The 17796-nt window shown below is 60.3% G+C and carries 14 protein-coding genes; 2 read left to right on the forward strand and 12 right to left on the reverse strand.

Features of this window, described 5'->3' with window-relative positions:
• Positions 1 to 317: 317 nt before the first annotated feature.
• The 4 genes from ACSQ2Z_RS12595 to ACSQ2Z_RS12610 form a co-directional block, all read right to left on the reverse strand.
• Positions 318 to 3158, reverse strand: a complete 2841-nt coding sequence (locus tag ACSQ2Z_RS12595) for a valine--tRNA ligase (RefSeq protein WP_436081517.1) — start codon at positions 3156 to 3158, stop codon at positions 318 to 320.
• Positions 3159 to 3283: 125 nt separating this feature from the next.
• Complete coding sequence (locus ACSQ2Z_RS12600) at positions 3284 to 4159, reverse strand: DUF2497 domain-containing protein (RefSeq protein ID WP_436081518.1); 876 nt, start codon at positions 4157 to 4159, stop codon at positions 3284 to 3286.
• A gap of 222 nt (positions 4160 to 4381) precedes the next feature.
• A complete protein-coding gene (locus ACSQ2Z_RS12605; protein ID WP_436083066.1) occupies positions 4382 to 5779 on the reverse strand; it encodes a TolC family outer membrane protein in 1398 nt (465 codons plus the stop codon).
• A 276-nt stretch (positions 5780 to 6055) separates the two neighbouring features.
• A complete protein-coding gene (locus ACSQ2Z_RS12610; protein WP_436081519.1) occupies positions 6056 to 6721 on the reverse strand; it encodes a protein-L-isoaspartate O-methyltransferase family protein in 666 nt (221 codons plus the stop codon).
• A 344-nt stretch (positions 6722 to 7065) separates the two neighbouring features.
• On the opposite strand from ACSQ2Z_RS12610, the gene ACSQ2Z_RS12615 reads away from it, so the two are divergent.
• Complete coding sequence (locus ACSQ2Z_RS12615; protein ID WP_436081520.1) at positions 7066 to 7587, forward strand: acyloxyacyl hydrolase; 522 nt, start codon at positions 7066 to 7068, stop codon at positions 7585 to 7587.
• A 9-nt stretch (positions 7588 to 7596) separates the two neighbouring features.
• On the opposite strand, the gene exbD is transcribed toward ACSQ2Z_RS12615, so the two are convergent.
• The 3 genes from exbD to ACSQ2Z_RS12630 form a co-directional block, all read right to left on the reverse strand.
• Positions 7597 to 8022, reverse strand: a complete 426-nt coding sequence (exbD, locus tag ACSQ2Z_RS12620) for a TonB system transport protein ExbD (protein ID WP_436081521.1) — start codon at positions 8020 to 8022, stop codon at positions 7597 to 7599.
• 5 nt (positions 8023 to 8027) lie between these two features.
• Positions 8028 to 9008, reverse strand: coding sequence for a tonB-system energizer ExbB (gene exbB / locus ACSQ2Z_RS12625; protein ID WP_436081522.1), 981 nt, complete (start codon positions 9006 to 9008; stop codon positions 8028 to 8030).
• A gap of 224 nt (positions 9009 to 9232) precedes the next feature.
• On the reverse strand, positions 9233 to 11725 hold the full coding sequence (locus ACSQ2Z_RS12630; RefSeq protein WP_436081523.1) for a ComEC/Rec2 family competence protein: 2493 nt from the start codon (positions 11723 to 11725) through the stop codon (positions 9233 to 9235).
• Positions 11726 to 12036: 311 nt separating this feature from the next.
• Here ACSQ2Z_RS12630 and gltA point away from each other — a divergent pair, with 311 nt between their 5' ends.
• A complete protein-coding gene (gene gltA, locus ACSQ2Z_RS12635; protein ID WP_113003615.1) occupies positions 12037 to 13326 on the forward strand; it encodes a citrate synthase in 1290 nt (429 codons plus the stop codon).
• Positions 13327 to 13356: 30 nt separating this feature from the next.
• Here the strand turns inward: gltA and lpxB are convergent, their stop codons facing one another.
• Genes lpxB through lpxD form a run of 5 tightly spaced genes read right to left on the reverse strand, consistent with a single transcriptional unit; the run spans position 13357 to position 17764 of the window.
• The gene (lpxB, locus tag ACSQ2Z_RS12640; RefSeq protein ID WP_436081524.1) at positions 13357 to 14541 is read right to left on the reverse strand and encodes a lipid-A-disaccharide synthase; all 1185 of its coding nucleotides are present in this window, start codon (positions 14539 to 14541) and stop codon (positions 13357 to 13359) included.
• Positions 14538 to 15419 (reverse strand): LpxI family protein, encoded by an 882-nt coding sequence (locus ACSQ2Z_RS12645; RefSeq protein ID WP_436081525.1) that lies wholly within the window; start codon positions 15417 to 15419, stop codon positions 14538 to 14540. Before ACSQ2Z_RS12645 ends, lpxB begins: the two co-directional genes overlap by 4 nt.
• A gap of 5 nt (positions 15420 to 15424) precedes the next feature.
• Positions 15425 to 16237, reverse strand: a complete 813-nt coding sequence (lpxA, locus tag ACSQ2Z_RS12650) for an acyl-ACP--UDP-N-acetylglucosamine O-acyltransferase (RefSeq protein WP_436081526.1) — start codon at positions 16235 to 16237, stop codon at positions 15425 to 15427.
• A 2-nt stretch (positions 16238 to 16239) separates the two neighbouring features.
• Entirely contained in the window at positions 16240 to 16707 is a 468-nt protein-coding gene (gene fabZ, locus ACSQ2Z_RS12655) for a 3-hydroxyacyl-ACP dehydratase FabZ (RefSeq protein ID WP_436081527.1), read from the reverse strand.
• Positions 16700 to 17764 carry a UDP-3-O-(3-hydroxymyristoyl)glucosamine N-acyltransferase gene (lpxD, locus tag ACSQ2Z_RS12660; protein WP_436081528.1) on the reverse strand — a complete coding sequence of 355 codons (1065 nt, stop codon included), beginning with the start codon at positions 17762 to 17764 and terminating at the stop codon, positions 16700 to 16702. Before lpxD ends, fabZ begins: the two co-directional genes overlap by 8 nt.
• Positions 17765 to 17796: the final 32 nt, after the last annotated feature.

Below are 17796 nucleotides of genomic sequence, written 5' to 3' on the forward strand. Positions count from 1 at the left end.
AGAAAATCTGCAATGGCATGAAATTCGTCAAAATCAGGATAACATTTCTCTACATTTCCACTGAAAGATTATTTTTGGAATAATTTTTCATAAATGTAGCCAAGTGTCACCTCGACACAACAATGCCGCTTTTTGACGCCTTGGCGCCTCGGTCACGAAATAGCTGACATCAAAGGCCGATTGCCGCACTCACAAGGCTCCGGGGGCTCTTTACGTCGTGGGAGAAGAATCAGGCGGCATATGAAAAGGCGGCCGAAGCCGCCTTTTCATATGCCAACAAGCCCGGGCTCGCTCAGCCTGTGTGTTTCCGATTTTCGTCAACCGGCGTCCGAGACCCGTCCCAGCGCCACCCCAAGCGACGTCTTTTGACCGTCAAGTTCGGCCAAGCGTTCCCGCTCGGCGTCAACCACGTCAGGCCGGGCATTGGCGACGAACTTTTCGTTCGACAGCTTGCCGAGGATACGCTCGCGCTCCTGATCGACTTTGCCGATTGCCTTTTCAAGCCGCGACCTCTCGGCAACAAGGTCGATGAGGCTGCCGAGCGGCAGGCAAACCGTCGCCTCGCCAATCACGATCTGGGCGCTACCCTTCGGCGCTGTTGCGGCAAGATCGATCGCATCGACGCGCGCGAGCCGGCGGATCGCAGCTGCATGGCTCTGCAGGCGTTCCTTGGTCAGGGTGCTCGCTTCAACGACGACGAGGGGCGCGATCGCAGCCGGCGGGACGTTCATTTCCGAGCGCACCGAACGGATGCCGGAGACCAGGTCGATCAGCCAGTTGATCTCGCCAGCTGCGGCATCATCGCCGTACGGGGCCGCAGGCCATTCGGCGTGGCAAAGTAGCCCGTCACGCGTCTTGCCCTCGCCCGCGGTCTGTGCCCAGAGTTCTTCCGTCATGAACGGCATGAAGGGATGCAGCAGCTTGTAGGTCTCGTCGAGCACATAGGCGACGCAGGCCTGCGATTCCGCCTTTGCAGCCTCGTCCTCGCCGCCGAAGACCGGCTTCAGCAATTCGAGGTACCAGTCGCAGAACTGATTCCAGACGAAGCGGTAAAGGCTGCCTGCGGCCTCGTTGAAGCGGTAGCTTTCGATTGCCTCGGTGACATCGCGGATGGCGCGCGACAGTTCCGTCAGGATCCAGCGGTTGATCGTCAGGGAGCAGGTTTCCGGCACGAATTTCGGATCGTTGGCAACGCCATTCATGCCGGCAAAGCGCGTCGCGTTCCAGAGCTTCGTGCCGAAATTACGGTAACCGGCGATGCGGGCCGGATCGAGCTTCACGTCGCGCCCCTGAGCCGCCATGATCGCCAGCGTGAAGCGCAGCGAGTCGGCGCCGTATTCGTCGATGAGTTCCAGCGGGTCGATGACGTTGCCCTTGGACTTCGACATCTTCTGGCCATTCTTGTCGCGGACCAGCGCGTGCACATAGACCGTGTGGAACGGCTCGATGGGGGTTCCGTCCGCGTCCTTCATGAAGTGCAGGCCCATCATCATCATGCGGGCGACCCAGAAGAAGATAATGTCAAAGCCGGTGACCAGAACGTCCGTCTGATAATACTTGTCGAGTTCTGGCGTCTTGTCGGGCCAGCCGAGCGTCGAGAAAGGCCAGAGCGCCGAGGAGAACCAGGTGTCGAGCACATCCTCGTCCCGGGTGAGAATTTCCCCCGGGCGGAAGTTTTCGAGCAGGTCCTCGACATAGGCCTTCATCGGGCCTTCATGCGACAGGTAGTGCTGGATCGCGGCGTGCAGCGCATCTTCCTCGGTCTTTTCGACGAAGACCTGACCGTCCGGACCGTACCAGGCCGGAATCTGGTGGCCCCACCAGAGCTGGCGCGAAATGCACCAGGGCTGGATATTTTCCATCCACTCGAAATAAGTCTTTTCCCAGTTTTTCGGGACGAAGTTCGTGCGACCTTCGCGCACGGACGCGATCGCTGGCTTGGCGAGCGTCTTGGCATCGACATACCACTGCTCGGTCAAACGTGGCTCGATCGGAACACCGCCGCGGTCGCCATGCGGGATCGTATGCTTGTGCGGTTCGATCTTGTCGAGCAGCCCGTGCTCCTCGAACATCGAAACGATCATCTTGCGGGCGGCAAAACGCTCGACACCGTCGAGCTTGGAAATCAAAGCCTCGAGATCATGGCCCGGCGGCAATTCGTGGAGAAAGTCCTCATTGCCGGCAAGCGTCAAATGACCATCGATAGTCAGGATGTTGACCTGGCGCAGGTGATGCCGCTTGCCGACCTCGAAGTCATTGAAGTCATGCGCCGGCGTCATCTTGACGGCACCGGTGCCGGCTGTCGGATCAGGATACTCGTCAGCAACGATCGGGATACGCCGTCCGATGAGCGGCAGCACGACATGCTTGCCGATGATCGACTTGTAGCGTTCGTCGCTCGGATGGACCGCAACGCCGGTATCGCCGAGCATGGTTTCCGGCCGTGTCGTCGCAACGACCAGATAGTCGCGCGCTTCCCAATCGGTCGGTTTGCCGTCCTCGTCAAAGGCGATCGGATGCTGGTAGCTGACGCCTTCTTCCAGCGGGTAGCGCAAGTGCCAGAGGCTGCCGGTGACTTCGACCTGCTCGACCTCGAGGTCGGAGATAGCCGTCAGGAGCTTCGGGTCCCAGTTGACCAGCCGCTTGTCCTTGTAGATCAGGCCGTCCTTGTAGAGAGAGACGAAGACTTCGAGGACAGCCTTGGACAGGCCTTCATCCATGGTGAAGCGTTCACGCGACCAGTCACACGAGGCGCCAAGCCGCTTCAGCTGATTGAAGATCAGGCCGCCGGATTCGGCCTTCCACTCCCAGACCTTGTCGATGAAGGCTTCACGGCCCATTTCGCGGCGGTGCAGCTGCCGTTCCATCAGTTGACGCTCGACGACCATCTGGGTTGCGATGCCGGCATGATCCATGCCCGGCTGCCAGAGCACGTCCTTGCCGCGCATGCGCTCGAAGCGCACCATGATGTCCTGCAGCGTGTTGTTCAGCGCATGGCCCATGTGGAGCGAGCCGGTGACATTCGGCGGCGGAATGACGATGCAGAACGCCTCCGCACCCGGTTTTGCACCCGCGCCGGCGCGGAACGCATCCTCCTCATCCCATAGCTGGGCGATGCGGGGTTCGACAGCGGCGGAATCATAGGTTTTTTCAAGCATTCTGAAGCCAAACTTGCTGATTGATATGGGTGGTTGTAAATCGGAACGAGGCATTGGTGTCAATAATAACAGCAAAAAAGCCGCCAGTGCGATTGCTGGCGGCTCTGTCTCGGGATTCTCGGTGGTTACCGTCGCGGACCGCGGGCGACGCGCTCGATTTCCTCCCGCACAAGGCGCTCGACAAGCGTCGGCAGGTTGTCGTCCAGCCATTCCTGCAGCATCGGGCGCAGCATATCCTCGGCGATTTCGTCGAAGGACCGGCGGGCACTGCTGTCGATGGCCAGAGCCAAATCCCCGAAGGACCGGGCGACCTGTTCACCAACGGCCGGTGAAACAATCGCCGCGATCTCCTTTTCTGTCACAACGGCAATCGGCTGACTTTGCGCCAACGGTTCGGAGACGACCGGTGACGGCGCATTGGCCTCCTGCACCGCGCGCATTTCATCGCTAACAGACGCGTGGTGCGGGGACGCGACAGTCGACACAGGCGTCACTGAGGGGGCAGCCTCGGCGCGGCGGACAGCATCTACAGGTTGCGGCGCAACGACCGCCGCCATGCGCGACGTGACCAGTGGGCTATCCGGTTTTGCTGCAGGATTGGCGGTAGTTTCCGGCTCCCGAAGCGGCGCAGAATGGCGCTCGGAGGCTGCGCGCACACGCGCCGCGACATCGGCAAGAGACTGCGGCGGTGTCGGGATGGAAACGGCGGGCTTTGCAATGTCCTGCTGCGGCTCCCGCAATTGGTGCTCGGCGGCCGCTACAGACTGCTGGACGTTGGCCTCGAATTCCGCCACCAGCATGTCGTCGTCGATGGTCAGGTGAATGTCGTCGGCGCTGTCGTCGTCATAGGCGAGGTCGGAACGATAGCCGTCGTCAGGCGCGGGGCCAATGTCATTGGCGGGGAAACCGGGTATGCCCGGTTCATTGCTTTCGATGATCTTTCGGATGGAGGCGAGAATCTCATCCATCGAAGGTTCACGCGCTACATTGGCCTGTGCCATAATTATCCCCGTTTTCTGCGGTCGCGTTTGATCGAAACGTTGCCGCGCAGTCGTTGACGCAGACTGTATGCGAGTTCGGCGCCGAACAAAACGACGCGAATCATCAACTTGGATTCTTGCACAGATTTGTTGGCAACGGCACCCGCTGCCATGGACAGAAAAGCCGCACGTCCATTTCGGCGCGCGGCTTTCGAAAATTAGGACAGCAGATTGAGATGCGGATCAGCGGCCATCAACGGTTCGCAATCCGAACCACTTGTCCTTGACGGCCTCGTAGTGCTCCTCAGCACGATATTCGGCAACCTGCAGCCCCTGGCTCTTGATCGTCAGACGCCCCATCGATGCAAGCAACGAATAGCTGGCGACAACGGCATTGCGCTGCGATGTCACGAGGTTTTCTTCGGCGACGAGCACGCTTTGCTGGGCATCGAGCACGTCGAGCGTCGTACGTTGGCCGACCTTGCGCTCCTCGATGACACCGGCCAGAGCCATGTTTGCGGCGTTCACCTGAGACTTGTTTGCGCTGATGTTTGCCAGTGCCGCCTCAAGTTGCGCATGCGCGGTGACGATCGTCTGCTGAACTTCCGCACGGGCGGAATCAACGAGGATACGTTGTTGGCCCAGCCGCTCCTTGGCCTGGCGGATCTGGCCATACTCAGCGCCACCCTGGTAGAGCGGGATTTCGAGCCGGGCGGTGATTGAAGCGGTGTTACCATCCAGACCGCCGCTACCGGGTGAATTGCCGGTATTGCGCGTCAGCGCTCCCTGCACGACGACACCCGGAAGCATGCTTCCCTCGGCAGATTTTACCCCGTATCCCGCCGCATCGACGTTGTACTGGGCAGCAGCGATCGTCGGATGCTCGCGCAGGCCCTTGGCAACCGCCTGATCCAGGCTCTTCGGCAGGGCTTTCGACGCGGGCGATGGCTGTTTGATCCCCTTCGGCGCAAAGCCGACGATCTGCACGTAGACCGCTTCGCTCTGTTTCACCTGCGCCACCGCGGTGACGAGGAGCGCCTGCGCGCTGGCGAGTTCGGCCTGCGCTTGACTGACGTCCGTTCGGGTGCCCTCGCCCACATCCAGCCGCGCATTTGCAGCATTCAGTTGCTCCTTGAGGAAGGCCAGGTTCTTTTTGCGGATGGTGACGATCCGCTGGTCGCGCGCAATATTCGCATAGGACTGTGCAGCCGCCAGCAGAATGGAAATCTCGTTGGCCTTGAGTGATTCACGGCTTGAAAAGACATTCGCTTCGGCAGCCCTGACATTGTTCAATGTCTGGAAACCATCGAAAATCTGCTGCGTGATCGTTATACCGGCAGACCCCGTATGGAAATCCTCGGTCGCAGTCCCGCCACCGGCAAGAGGCCCCTGTTCGCTTTCCAGTCTCGTCAACGTGCCCGTCGCCGTCGCCGATATCCGCGGCCGGTATCCGGCCTTGGCAATCGGCACGCCCTCATCAGTTGCGCGAAGCCCGGCACGAACGGCATTGAGGTCGGGATTGTTCTGATAGGCCTTTTCCATCGCGCCATAGATCGTTTCGGCGGAAACGGCATATGGCAGGAGCGACAAGGCGGTGGAAAGCGCTGCTGCCACAGCTGTTTTACGGAAAATCGACACAATCTCTACTCCGGTACGGAAGCTGGCGCGGCCAGAGCTTCCCGTTTCCGCAACGTACGGCGTCCCAGGCGACCCGGAAAGCCTTTTGTCCGTCACATTCGACCGGCGGAGGCTTCACAAAGCGACCGACCGATCCCGCTCTTATCATTCGCGACCAACTTTTAGAAACCCCTAATTTTCCCAATCGACAACTGCAATTTGAAGAAAATCGGGGATCACGTTGCCAAATCGCAACATTGCATGCGCGGGCTAACAATCAGATGTTGAGCACCCTCAGTATCAAAACACGAACTCGCGAGCAAGCCGGAAGCCCGGCAGCGGCTTTACCGCCGTATTGAAGGCCAACCGCTCCGAGGTGACGCCATTCTCGCGGAGGAAGAGCTTGGCCCGAGAGGCATTGCCGGAACCAACCACTGCAACCAGGCGGCCACCGTCACTCAACTGCGCAAGCAGGGAATGAGGGACTGTCTCGACAGCGCCGTGGACGAAGATCACATTGTAAGGCGCGGCTGCCGCGTGCCCCTTTTCAAGGTCGCCTGTGATGACCGAGACATTTGAGTAACCGAGACGGGCCAGCGTTTCGGAGGCCGCGGAGGCAAGCGCGACATCACTTTCGAGCGCCACGATCGAACCGGCAAGCACCGAGAGAATTGCCGAGGCGTAACCCGTGCCGCAGCCGATCTCGAGCACCTTGTCGCTCTTGGAAATGGTTGCAAGCTGCAAGAGTTTTGCCAGCGGCGACGGCTCCATCAGATAGCGCCGTGCGGATGCCCCGCTGGCCGGCAGCTCGATATCGGTGTCGATATAGGCAAGCGGCTTCATCGCAGCAGGTACGAACTCTTCTCGCGGGACCGATAGAAATGCCGCGAGAACGGCATGCGACGTCACATCCGTGGTGCGGATCTGGTTGTCGACCATCTTGATGCGTGCTGCTTCGAAATTCATCCTGCCTGCCCTCATGATCCGGATCGTTTTCCGGCGTTTGCGGACTCTTCGCCCGCGCAGATAAAACCACCGGCAGCGCTTCGCCGACCGGGCTTGCTCACGCTCATAAATCCGCGCCCCCGCCGTTTCAAGCTATGGAACGCAGTTCTCGCAAAAAAGCAAGCTTCCCGAAAGCGCGCAGTCAGAATCTGACTTCCCGTCGAGAGGGAAAATGGGCAGATTTCTCATATGCGCGCGAATCAGGGGGATGGGGTATGGAAGTGCAGACGAATTTTAGAAAAAGACGCCTGCCCAATGCAAAATTCGGACCCAATGCAAAATTCGGGTTTCTTGCAGCCGTTTTGTTGTCGTCGTTCGCAACGCATCACGATGTATTCGCCGCCGACACAGTTTTCGACGAGCTGCGTTTTGGAACCAGCGCCTCGATCAATGGCAGCGGCACGCACGAATCCGGTATCTTTCCCTCCGCCACAATCTTCTTTGATCCCCTGTCGAGCGGTGCCGCAGTGACGTGGCAGCAATCTGTCCTGGAGCCGAGGATCTATCTCGGTGCTTCGGTCGGAACCGGTGACGGCGTCGATCAGGTCTATGGCGGCCTCGCCTGGACTGCTAATGTTACCGACAAGCTCTTTGTCGAAATCGGCCTCGGCGGCACGGTGCATAACGGCGACTTGGATGACGACGGCACGAAGGGACCGAAACTCGGCTGCCGCTTTCTGTTTCGGGAACAAGTCGCCGTCGGTTACCGGATAACGGGCAACTGGCAGATTTTGGCCACCGCGGACCATTCGTCGAATGCCAATCTCTGCGACGGATCGAATGATGGCTTCAGCCATGCGGGCCTTGCGATCGGTTACAAATTCTAGGGACTTCACTCAGCCGGCAGGTGCAGCTTCCAGCCCGACCAGTCCGATTTTCGTGTAACCCGCCCGTTGAATGAGGTTCATGACCGCCATCAGTTCGCCGTAGTCGACAGCCTTGTCGGCACGCAGCAGGATGCGGGCATGCGTATTGCCCTCGGTGATGCGGTTGAGTTCCGCAACGAAGTTTTCGCGTCGCGTTTCCTCATTGCCGAGCGCCAGGGACAGATCGGCCTTCAGCGTCACGAAAACGGGCTTGTCGTCGCGCTTGGCCGACTGAGCTGCCGATTGCGGCAGGTCGACCTTCATATCGACAGTGGCGAGCGGCGCCGCCACCATGAAAATGATCAGCAGGACAAGCATCACGTCGATAAAGGGCGTGACGTTGATTTCGCTGTTTTCCTCCAGGTCACCGCCACCTTCGCTGATTTTGCTGGCCATGGGCCTTATCCGATCCGCGCGATGCCGGCGTCCGAATGCACATGACTTTCGGCCTTGCGCGGCGTGAGACGGCGTGCCTGGCGGAAGTCGAGATCACGACTGACGAGCCGCTCGACCGCGGCGGACGCATCGGCCAGGATCAGGCGATAGCCGCTGATCGAACGGGCGAAATAGTTGTAGATGACCACGGCGGGGATGGCGGCGACGAGCCCGATGGCCGTCGCAAGCAGCGCTTCGGCAATACCCGGCGCAACGATCGCCAGATTGGTCGTCTGCGCCTGACTAATCCCAATAAACGAGTTCATGATCCCCCACACCGTGCCGAACAGCCCGACAAATGGCGAGATCGATCCGATCGTTGCGAGAATGCCGGTGCCGCCGGCAATGCGTTTTCCGGCTCCAGCCTCGATGCGGGAGAGGTGGGAAGCCACGCGTTCTTTGACGCCCTGCGCCGACACCAGGTCGAGAACGGCCTCCGATTTCGACAGTTCGTCATTCGCGGCAGCAACCATACGGCCCGCGGTGCCTGACCTGCCGGACAGGCTTTCGCCGATATCGCGCAAAACGACCGCATCCGTCAGGACACGAACCGCCCGCTTGACGCTTCGCCTGGCGGCGGCCAGTTCGAACGTCTTGACGAGCAGGATCGCCCATGTGGCGACGGATGCCAGCGCAAGCGCGCTCATCACGCCTTTGACAACGAGGTCTGCTGCTAGAAACATGCCGAGCGGAGAAAGATCGTGCGGCAGCATCAGGTTGGCTGCTGGCGCCGCAGTCTCTTCGCTCTGTCGAATGGCCTGCGCCGAACCTGCCTGATCTGCCGGTACGTCCTGCGCTGCGTCGCCTGCGGGCGCCTGTTCGGCAGGTTTCTGCATTTCGGCTGCAACCGGAACCGGGTCTTCCTGCGCCTGAAGCGCTCCGGCATTCGAGAACGCCAGCAATACGGCCGCCAGCATCATCCATTTCGGCATTACCCGGTTCGGCATGACCTATCCTTACCTTTTCAATCACCCTGCCCCAAAAGAAAGAGGTGAAGGGAATGCGATCCTTCAAACGAAAAGCTGACGGAGACGATGCGCCTGCGTCGATTGCGGCTTCATACGACACACTATGGCGGAAACACAAGTATTTGTGGAGTGTTTTAATCAAGAATTAAGCAGTTGCTTTTCTTCGAAAGGCTTTCAACAGCATCAGGCGCCTTGAGCAGGCGTCATTCGTCGGGACCGGCGACGTCGAATTGACCGGTTCGCCAATCATAGGTCCTATGGCGCGCCCAAGGACGCTGTAACTGATCCAGGGCAGTCACGACGCGCATTGCGGTCTTGCCTTGCTGTCCGGCAGGCCTGTCTGCCGCGAAAATCTCGACGGCACCGGTCCGCCGCAGGCTTAGGCCGCTTAACAACATCGCGCCGGACCGGCAGTTGCGAAACGGTAGCATGACCGGTGTGACGACGATGTCGGCCACATCGCAGGCAATGCCGACAAAGCGCGCGTCTTCCACCGTGACGATCCGCCATCCTGGCCGGACTGTTGCTGCACACCACTGCTTCGGCACGCAGGCAAAACGTCCCGGCGCGGTCTCCGCCAGCAGCTTGCGGATGGCTGATCTGGCCGCATCCTTATCGATCGGCGGCTTGTTTTTCCGTCCATCGCCGGTTCCCCTCTTTTCAGACAGCGGCGCGTCAGCATCCTTGAGGGTAAGGTCGGCTCGCTGCTGCGGCTTTTGATGGCCGTCCAGCCGCAAGGCCCGCTGCCATTGCGAAAACACGAAATCAGGCGGCTTGGTGCGGTTACTCGCCGCCTCGCCTTGTTCGATCATGGCGACGAGACGCCCGTCCTCGGCGATCACAAGATCCGGCTGGGCGGCGAGGCCGGCCCACCCGGCCAGCAGCCCGGCAGCAACAACCACTATTCCCGACAAAGCGAGCCACGTCCGCAACAGGCAAGCGAGAATCCCCCCGGCGGCGATCAGCATGAAGGCACTGTCGGGCACCCGGCCGGTCGTCACTTCACCACCCCAGGACGATACTATATTGGCGATGGAAATCATCCAGTCCAACCCCTGCCCCATGACGAGCAGCGGATAGCGATCCAGGCCGAAAGGCATCAGCAGCATGGCAAGCAGCGCGAACGGCATGACCAGGATGCTGATCACGGGCATGGCGAGGATGTTGCCGACCAGCCCATACGCAGCCAGGCGATGGAAGTGACCCGCTGAATAGATCATTGTCGACACGCCGCCGATGAAGGAACTGAGCAGCAACCCCGCGAAAAATCCGCCGGCAGCTTTGAGAGGTCCGGCCCTGCGGCTGCCGGACACCGTTTCGCGGCCGGGCCGCTCGCGCCAATGACCATATCCGGCCACGAGAGCTAACGTTGCCGCAAAGGACATCTGGAATCCCGGTCCTGTCACCGCCGACGGCGTGATCATCAGAATGATCAGCGCCGACAGCGCCACATTACGCAGGCTGATCGACGGCCGGTCGAAGAAGACGGCGACCAGCATGATCGAAATCATGATCCACGACCGCACCGCCGAAACCGCGCCGCCCGAAATGAGGATATAGAGAAACACCATGATCAGGGCGCCAGCGGCCGCCAGCTTCTTGACCGGAAAGCGGTGTGCAAGCCCTGGGATGAGGCTCAGAAATGTTCGCGCACCGATCAGAAATGTGCCGGCGGCCAGCACCATGTTCAACCCAGAAATGGCGAGCACATGCGCCAGCCCCGCCTCCCGCAACGCCTCGATCGTCGGACGGCTGATCGCACGCTCTTCGGCTGTGACCAAGGCCGCGGCGATCGCCCCCGCATCGCCTCCGATCGTGCCGCGAATGCGAGCGCCGACTGTTTCGCGCATCCTTGCGATCGTCTCCTGCGCGCGAACATTCCAGGTCGCGCTCAGGCCCGCGGTGGTTTCCGGCGCAGCAGCGACCGCTGCCGGTTTGCCGTAGAAATAGCCAACGGCACCAATGCCCTTGAAATAGCTGTTGAAGGCGAAATCGTTCAGACCGGGAAGAGCCGGACCGGATGGTGGAGAAAGCCGCACCTTGCCCTCGATCCCGCCACCGATTTCGATTGGCTCTGCTCGGCTGCGGGACAGGAGCGTGACCGTTGCAGGGGCCCGCTTCAAAGCGGGATCCGAGGTTTGGGCGACATTTACGGTATAGCGCCAGTATCTCCGGTCGGTGGCCTCCCGGGCGATGACCGTACCGCGAAGAACAGTCGTAACCGGCGTATCCAGAAGCACGGTGTCCTTGCGGGCCGTTTCGCCTGCGGCCAGCACCATACCCGCGAGAAACAAGGTGGCGATAAGGGCAAAAATCTGCCAGACGCGCGGCGAATACCGGAGCAGGAACGCGGCCATGCCGAAAATGCACGTCAGCGGTGCAGTTTTGAGAAAGCCCGGTGACTGGGCGAAGGAAAACCACGCAAGCGAGCCCAAGCCGAGAAACACCGGCGCAAACAGCAAGGCGTGACCAAAAGCCTGCTCTTCCTCTACAGCCCGCCGAAAAGCGACACGCCATTTCGTTCGCGGAAACCGTGCGCGTATAGCCAAGGGAAAGGAGGTGTAGCGCTCCGGACCAGCGCTTTTTCGCGATTCCTCAATCGTTGCAGGAACTTGCGGCTTGTGTTCGAGCGCGTCGAACTGAGCGTCGCGAAATCGCATACGCCGTGCCACCGTCGGCCCCTGTTCCTCATCCATGGATGCAATTTCCATCCGCGCCAGCCCACGCGCATGTTGCAACCGCAATCGCAAGAATGCAACCACTGAGTTCTACGCCTAAAAAACAGGCGTCACTTTCCTCGACCTCCGCGACCGTTATCGTCAGGGCCATTATCTCATTGGACATCGCGGCGGAACATGCAATTATTGCGACGCCATATGCCTATTTTTGCATCGCACAATTTGCCTTTGGTTCAACTTGGCAGCCGTGACTAAATCGGATAGCACATGATCGGCGTTAATATCTGCGGCATAATTGTGTGCCAATTTGCTGCAAACGGAGGATCCCCATGACAGGAAAAAGCGCAGTCGTAACAGTCGACAACAAAACGGTGGAGCTACCGGTGCGATCGGGGTCAATTGGTCCGGATGTGGTCGACATCGGCACGCTCTACAAACAGACCGGTCAGTTCACCTACGATCCGGGTTTCACCTCGACGGCTTCGTGTGAATCCAAGATCACCTATATCGACGGAGATCAGGGCGTCCTCCTGCATCGCGGCTATCCGATCGAGCAACTCGCCGAGCACGGCGACTTCCTCGAAGTCTGCTACCTGCTGCTCTACGGCGAACTGCCGACGGCGGCCCAGAAGAAGGACTTCGACTACCGCGTCACGCACCACACCATGGTGCATGAGCAGATGTCGCGCTTCTTCACCGGCTTCCGTCGCGACGCCCATCCGATGGCCGTCATGTGCGGCTGCGTCGGCGCTCTTTCGGCGTTCTATCACGACTCGACCGACATCACCGACCCGCATCAGCGCATGGTCGCGAGCCTGCGCATGATCGCCAAGATGCCGACGCTCGCGGCGATGGCCTACAAGTACCATATCGGCCAGCCCTTCGTTTATCCGAAGAACGACCTCGATTATGCGTCGAACTTCCTGCGCATGTGCTTTGCCGTGCCGTGCGAAGACTATGTCGTCAATCCAGTGCTGTCGCGCGCGATGGACCGCATCTTCATCCTGCATGCCGACCACGAGCAGAACGCCTCGACCTCGACGGTTCGCCTCGCCGGATCGTCAGGCGCCAATCCGTTCGCCTGCATTGCGGCCGGCATTGCCTGCCTCTGGGGTCCGGCTCACGGCGGCGCCAACGAAGCAGCGCTCAACATGCTGTCGGAAATCGGCTCGGTTGACCGCATTCCGGAATATGTTGCGCGCGCCAAGGACAAGAACGATCCGTTCCGCCTGATGGGCTTCGGTCACCGCGTCTACAAGAACTACGACCCGCGCGCCAAGATCATGCAGAAGACGACGCATGAAGTCCTGGCCGAGCTTGGTCACAAGGATGACCCGCTGCTCGAAGTGGCAATGGAACTGGAGCGCATCGCTCTGACGGACAGCTACTTCATCGAGAAGAAGCTCTATCCGAACATCGACTTCTACTCCGGCATTACGCTCAAGGCACTGGGCTTCCCCACGACCATGTTCACCGTGCTGTTCGCGCTTGCCCGCACGGTCGGCTGGATCGCCCAGTGGAACGAGATGATCGAGGATCCGGAACAGCGTATCGGCCGGCCGCGCCAGCTCTATATCGGCGAACCGGAACGCGATTACGTTCCGGTTTCCAAGCGCTAGACACCGGAATAACAAAATGGAAAAGCCCGGTCAGAGATGGCCGGGCTTTTTTTCGTTGAGTATGTCAACAAGGATATGGGCGGCAGCCTCCCCAGGCGGCCTCTCCGTCGCCATGCGCTGCCAAACCGTCCGAAAGCCGGCCAGCATGGCCTCGCGTTCCGGCGTGGCGGCGGTCAGGCGCTCCATCCACCGCGCCAGCGCACCAGGCCGAATGGCTTCGTTGAGATATTCCGGAACGACCGGGTAATCCGCCACGAGATTGGGAATGGCGGCGGTCCATATCTTGATGCGCTTGTGCATCAGGCGAATGATCCAGTCGGCCTTATAGGCTGAAATCACCGGTATGCCGGCCAGCGCCAGTTCAAGAATGACAGTGCCGGACGCCGCGATTGCAGCGTCAGCCTCGCCGAAAGCCTGCCATTTCGCGGCCGGGCCGACGGTGATTTCCGGCTTGATGACCCAGGGCGCCGTGATCTGCCGCACCAAACCTTCCTGTCTCGGAACGGTCGGCAGCAGGAACCGCATGTCCGGGTGACGGCTGCGAAGCTCCTTGACCGTCTCGCCAAAATCGGGCAGCAGGCGGGTGATCTCACTGGCGCGGGATCCCGGCAGCAGGAGACAGGTCGCAGGCGCCATACCCGCCTTTGCATCGTGTTTCTCCACCTGCCGCGCCCGAACTTGCAGCACATTCACGTCGCTTGCCAGTCTGTGCCCCACATAGGTCGTCGGCGGACCTCCGAGGTGCCGCATGACGTTAGGCTCGAAGGGAAGCACGGCCAGCACATGATCGACGTAGGGCCGCATGTTGACGGCGCGCTCGGGTTTCCACGCCCAGACGCTCGGACAGACATAATTGACGATCGGCAGGTCCGGCAATGACTTGCGGACAATCCTTGCCACGCGATGAGTGAAATCCGGACTGTCGATAATCACGAGGACATCGGGTCTGGTCGCGATGATCGCCTGTGCCGTCTGGCGGATGCGCAAAATGAGTTTCGGCAATTTCGCCAGCACCTGCGAAATACCCATGATGGACAGTTCGGAATAGTCGAACAGCGATTTCAGGCCTTCCGCTTCCAACCCCTCGCCGCCAACGCCGACGACGGATAGATCGCCGCCAACGAGGGGGCGCAACGCCTTGACCAGATCGGCCCCAAGCAGGTCGCCGGAAACCTCACCGGCAATGACAGCAAGCTTGAGATCGCCTTTGCTCATCGCAGGTCTCGCAGAAATGCGCGATCGATTCCGATGACGAAGATATCGGCCTCATCCGCCTGCGGAATCATCTGCGACCGCTCCAGCACCAGCGCGCGCCCGGCCTCGACGGCAATGCCGGCAAGTCCCGCAGCCCTGGCTCCCTCGATCGTTGATGCGCCGATCGAGGGCAGATCGGCGCGCAAATCCTGTTGCGGCTTGCAGAGCTTGACCAGAACACCGCGCCGGCGGGTTGAAATCCGGCCCTCGGTCCTCAGCGCAGCGACGCGGTCGAGCATCGCATCCGTTCCCTCCGGCCCCTCCAGAGCGACCACGCGCCCGCCGACAGCGACAGCACCCTGGCCGACATCCAGCTTGCCGAGGGCGACGGCGGCCGCGGCGGCGACTTCGATATCCTTCCAGTCGTCGCGGTCCGGTTCGATTGCGCCGAGCAGCCCGGTTTCCGCCAGCAGCTCGGGAATGATGTCCTGCACGCCGATAACACGTGCACCGCTTGCCTCGATGAGTTCGATGGCCATTTTCAACACCGCATCGTCACCACCTGACAGCAGCGTTTTCAGCACACCCGGCACCTTGGCGAGCGTCTTCAATGTGGGCTTGATATCACGCCATTCCGGACGGCGGCGAACGGCGCCGGACAGCACGACACGGTCGATCCCCTCAGCGCGGAAGACCGCGCTGATCGCCTTGAAGTTGCCAATACCCAGAAACTGATGTTCGAAATCAGACCAGTCCAGTCCGGTTTCGTTGCTGAGTGCAATGATGTAGGGTTTCTCGCCTCTCGCCTGGGCGGCTTCGGCCACGTGATGGGGCAGCATGCCACCACCGGCGATGATGGCCAGCCTTCCGCGGTTTTCCGGCCGGCTGTCGATAGCCATCACGCTCAGCCTTTTTTACCTCGGCTTGGCGATGACAAAGCGCGATCGCTCTCGGCGGCGATAAAATCGAGAATTTCCATGGCCGGTGCGCAATCGGCGTAGTCCGCACGAATGGCGGCAGCATTGGCACGAATGGATTCAGGGCCTTCGAAAATCTGCTTATAGGCGCGGCGGACCTCGTGGATCTTCGCCTTTTCGATGCCGGCCCGCGCCATGCCGACGACATTGAGGCCGCTCAGGATACCCGGGTTCCCGTTCAGCATGCCGTAGGGGATGACATCGTAGCTGACGGCCGAGAGACCGCCGATAAAGGCTTGCCGTCCGATGCGGGTGAACTGGTGGACTGCCGAACCGCCGCCGAGAATGGCGCGGTCTTCGACCGTCACATGTCCCGCCAGCATGACGTTATTGGACAGGATGATGTTGTTGCCCAAGTGGCAGTCATGCGCAACATGCGCATAGGCAAGGAAGAGGTTGTTGTCGCCGATGATCGTCGCACCGCCATGCTCGACGGTGCCGGTATTCATCGTTACGCCTTCACGGATAGTGCAGTTTTCACCGATTGTCAGCGTCGTATCGACGGCACTGTGATGCACGCTCTGCGAATCGCCGCCAATCACAGCGGACGGAAAAATCTTCGATCCCTTGCCGACCGTGGTGCGCCCAAGCACGACCACGTGGCTGATCAGTTCGACATCGTCTGCGAGTACGACCTTCGGGCCGACGTGGCAGAACGGTCCGACAACGACGTTGTCGCCGATCACCGCTCCGTCTTCGATAACCGAGAGCGGGTGGATCTTCGCGGTGGCTGCAATCATGTTCAGGCGTCTTCCTTGCTGATAATCATCGCGCCGATATCAGCTTCCGCGACAAGTTGCCCGTCAACTTTTGCATCACAATGAAATTTCCAGATATTGCCGCGCTGCTTCTGCTTGACGACATGGAACTCGACGCGATCGCCCGGCACCACCGGCTTGCGGAAGCGGGCATTGTCGATCGTCATGAAGTAAACCAGATTGCTGCCGTCACCGGTCTTGCGGGCACAGATCGCACCCGCCGTCTGGGCCATGCCTTCGATAAGCAGGACGCCCGGCATGATCGGCTGTTCGGGAAAATGACCGGTGAAGTGCGGCTCATTGGCCGTGACGTTCTTGATGCCGATCGCCGAGTTGTCGCCGTCAATCTCGATGATGCGATCAACCAGCAGGAACGGATAGCGATGGGGAAGCAGCGTCAAGATTTCCCGGATATCGGCCGTACCGAGAACGGTGGTTCCTGCTTCACTCATCATTGCCTCCCGATTTCTTTTGTCTGCTATGTGCCCGTGCCGTCATTTCGGCGATGTCGCGAAGGAAGTCGCGCATCGGACGCGCTGGTATCCCGCCATAGCGCTCGTTTGGGGGGACATCCGAAGCGACGCCGCTCATGGCAGCAATCTGCGCCCGGTCACCTATCTTGATATGACCATTCACTGCTGCCGCGCCACCGATCATCACACCGTCGCCAACAATCGTACTACCGGCGATGCCGACCTGGCTGACAATGCCGCAATGCCGGCCGATGCGAACATTGTGTCCGATCTGAACCTGATTATCGATCTTTGTGCCTTCGCCGATGACGGTATCGTCCATCGTGCCGCGATCGATCGTCGTGTTGGCGCCGATCTCTACATTGTCCTGGATAATGACGCGCCCGATCTGGACGATCTTGATCATTCCCCCCTTCGGGCCCGGCGCATAACCGAACCCATCCTGGCCGATGCGGGCGCCGGGATGGATGATGACGTTGTTGCCGACGAGCGCGCACAGGATGCTCGCACCGGCGGAAATGGTACAGTCGCGGCCGATGCGAACACCGGGTCCGATCATCGCGCCAGCGCCGATCCGCGTCCCCTCGCCGATTTCGGCGCCTGCGCCGATCACGGCCATCGGCTCGACTTCGACGCCAGCCTCCAGCCGCGCCTGCGGATCGATAATAGCCGCGGAAGAAATTCCAGCCTGCGAAAGGTTCCGCGACGGACGCATTGCCATTTCATGCAAATAGGTCCCCGCCAGGGCGAAAGCCGTGTGCGGATGCGCGGTCAGCAGAACAGGGATATGAGGTGGCACGAGCGACGCAATGGTCTTGTCGCAGACGATCGCGGTCGCCTGGCAGGTTTCCAGTTCATCGCGGCTCCTGCGGGACAACATATAGCATATGTCGCCCTCCTTCGCGCGGTAGACTGGCGCCACCGACCGGGCGAGCCGGTCGGCTGAACTCTTATCTTCAAGCGTCGCGCCGATTTGGTCCGCCAGATCGCTCAGGCGAACCCCCTCATGCGGCGGGAAGAACCAGTTATATTCCATGGCCAACACTCCAGAACAGTTTTGGCAGGCAG

The sequence above is a fragment of the Pararhizobium sp. LjRoot235 genome (assembly GCF_964254145.1).
Taxonomy (GTDB): domain Bacteria; phylum Pseudomonadota; class Alphaproteobacteria; order Rhizobiales; family Rhizobiaceae; genus Pararhizobium.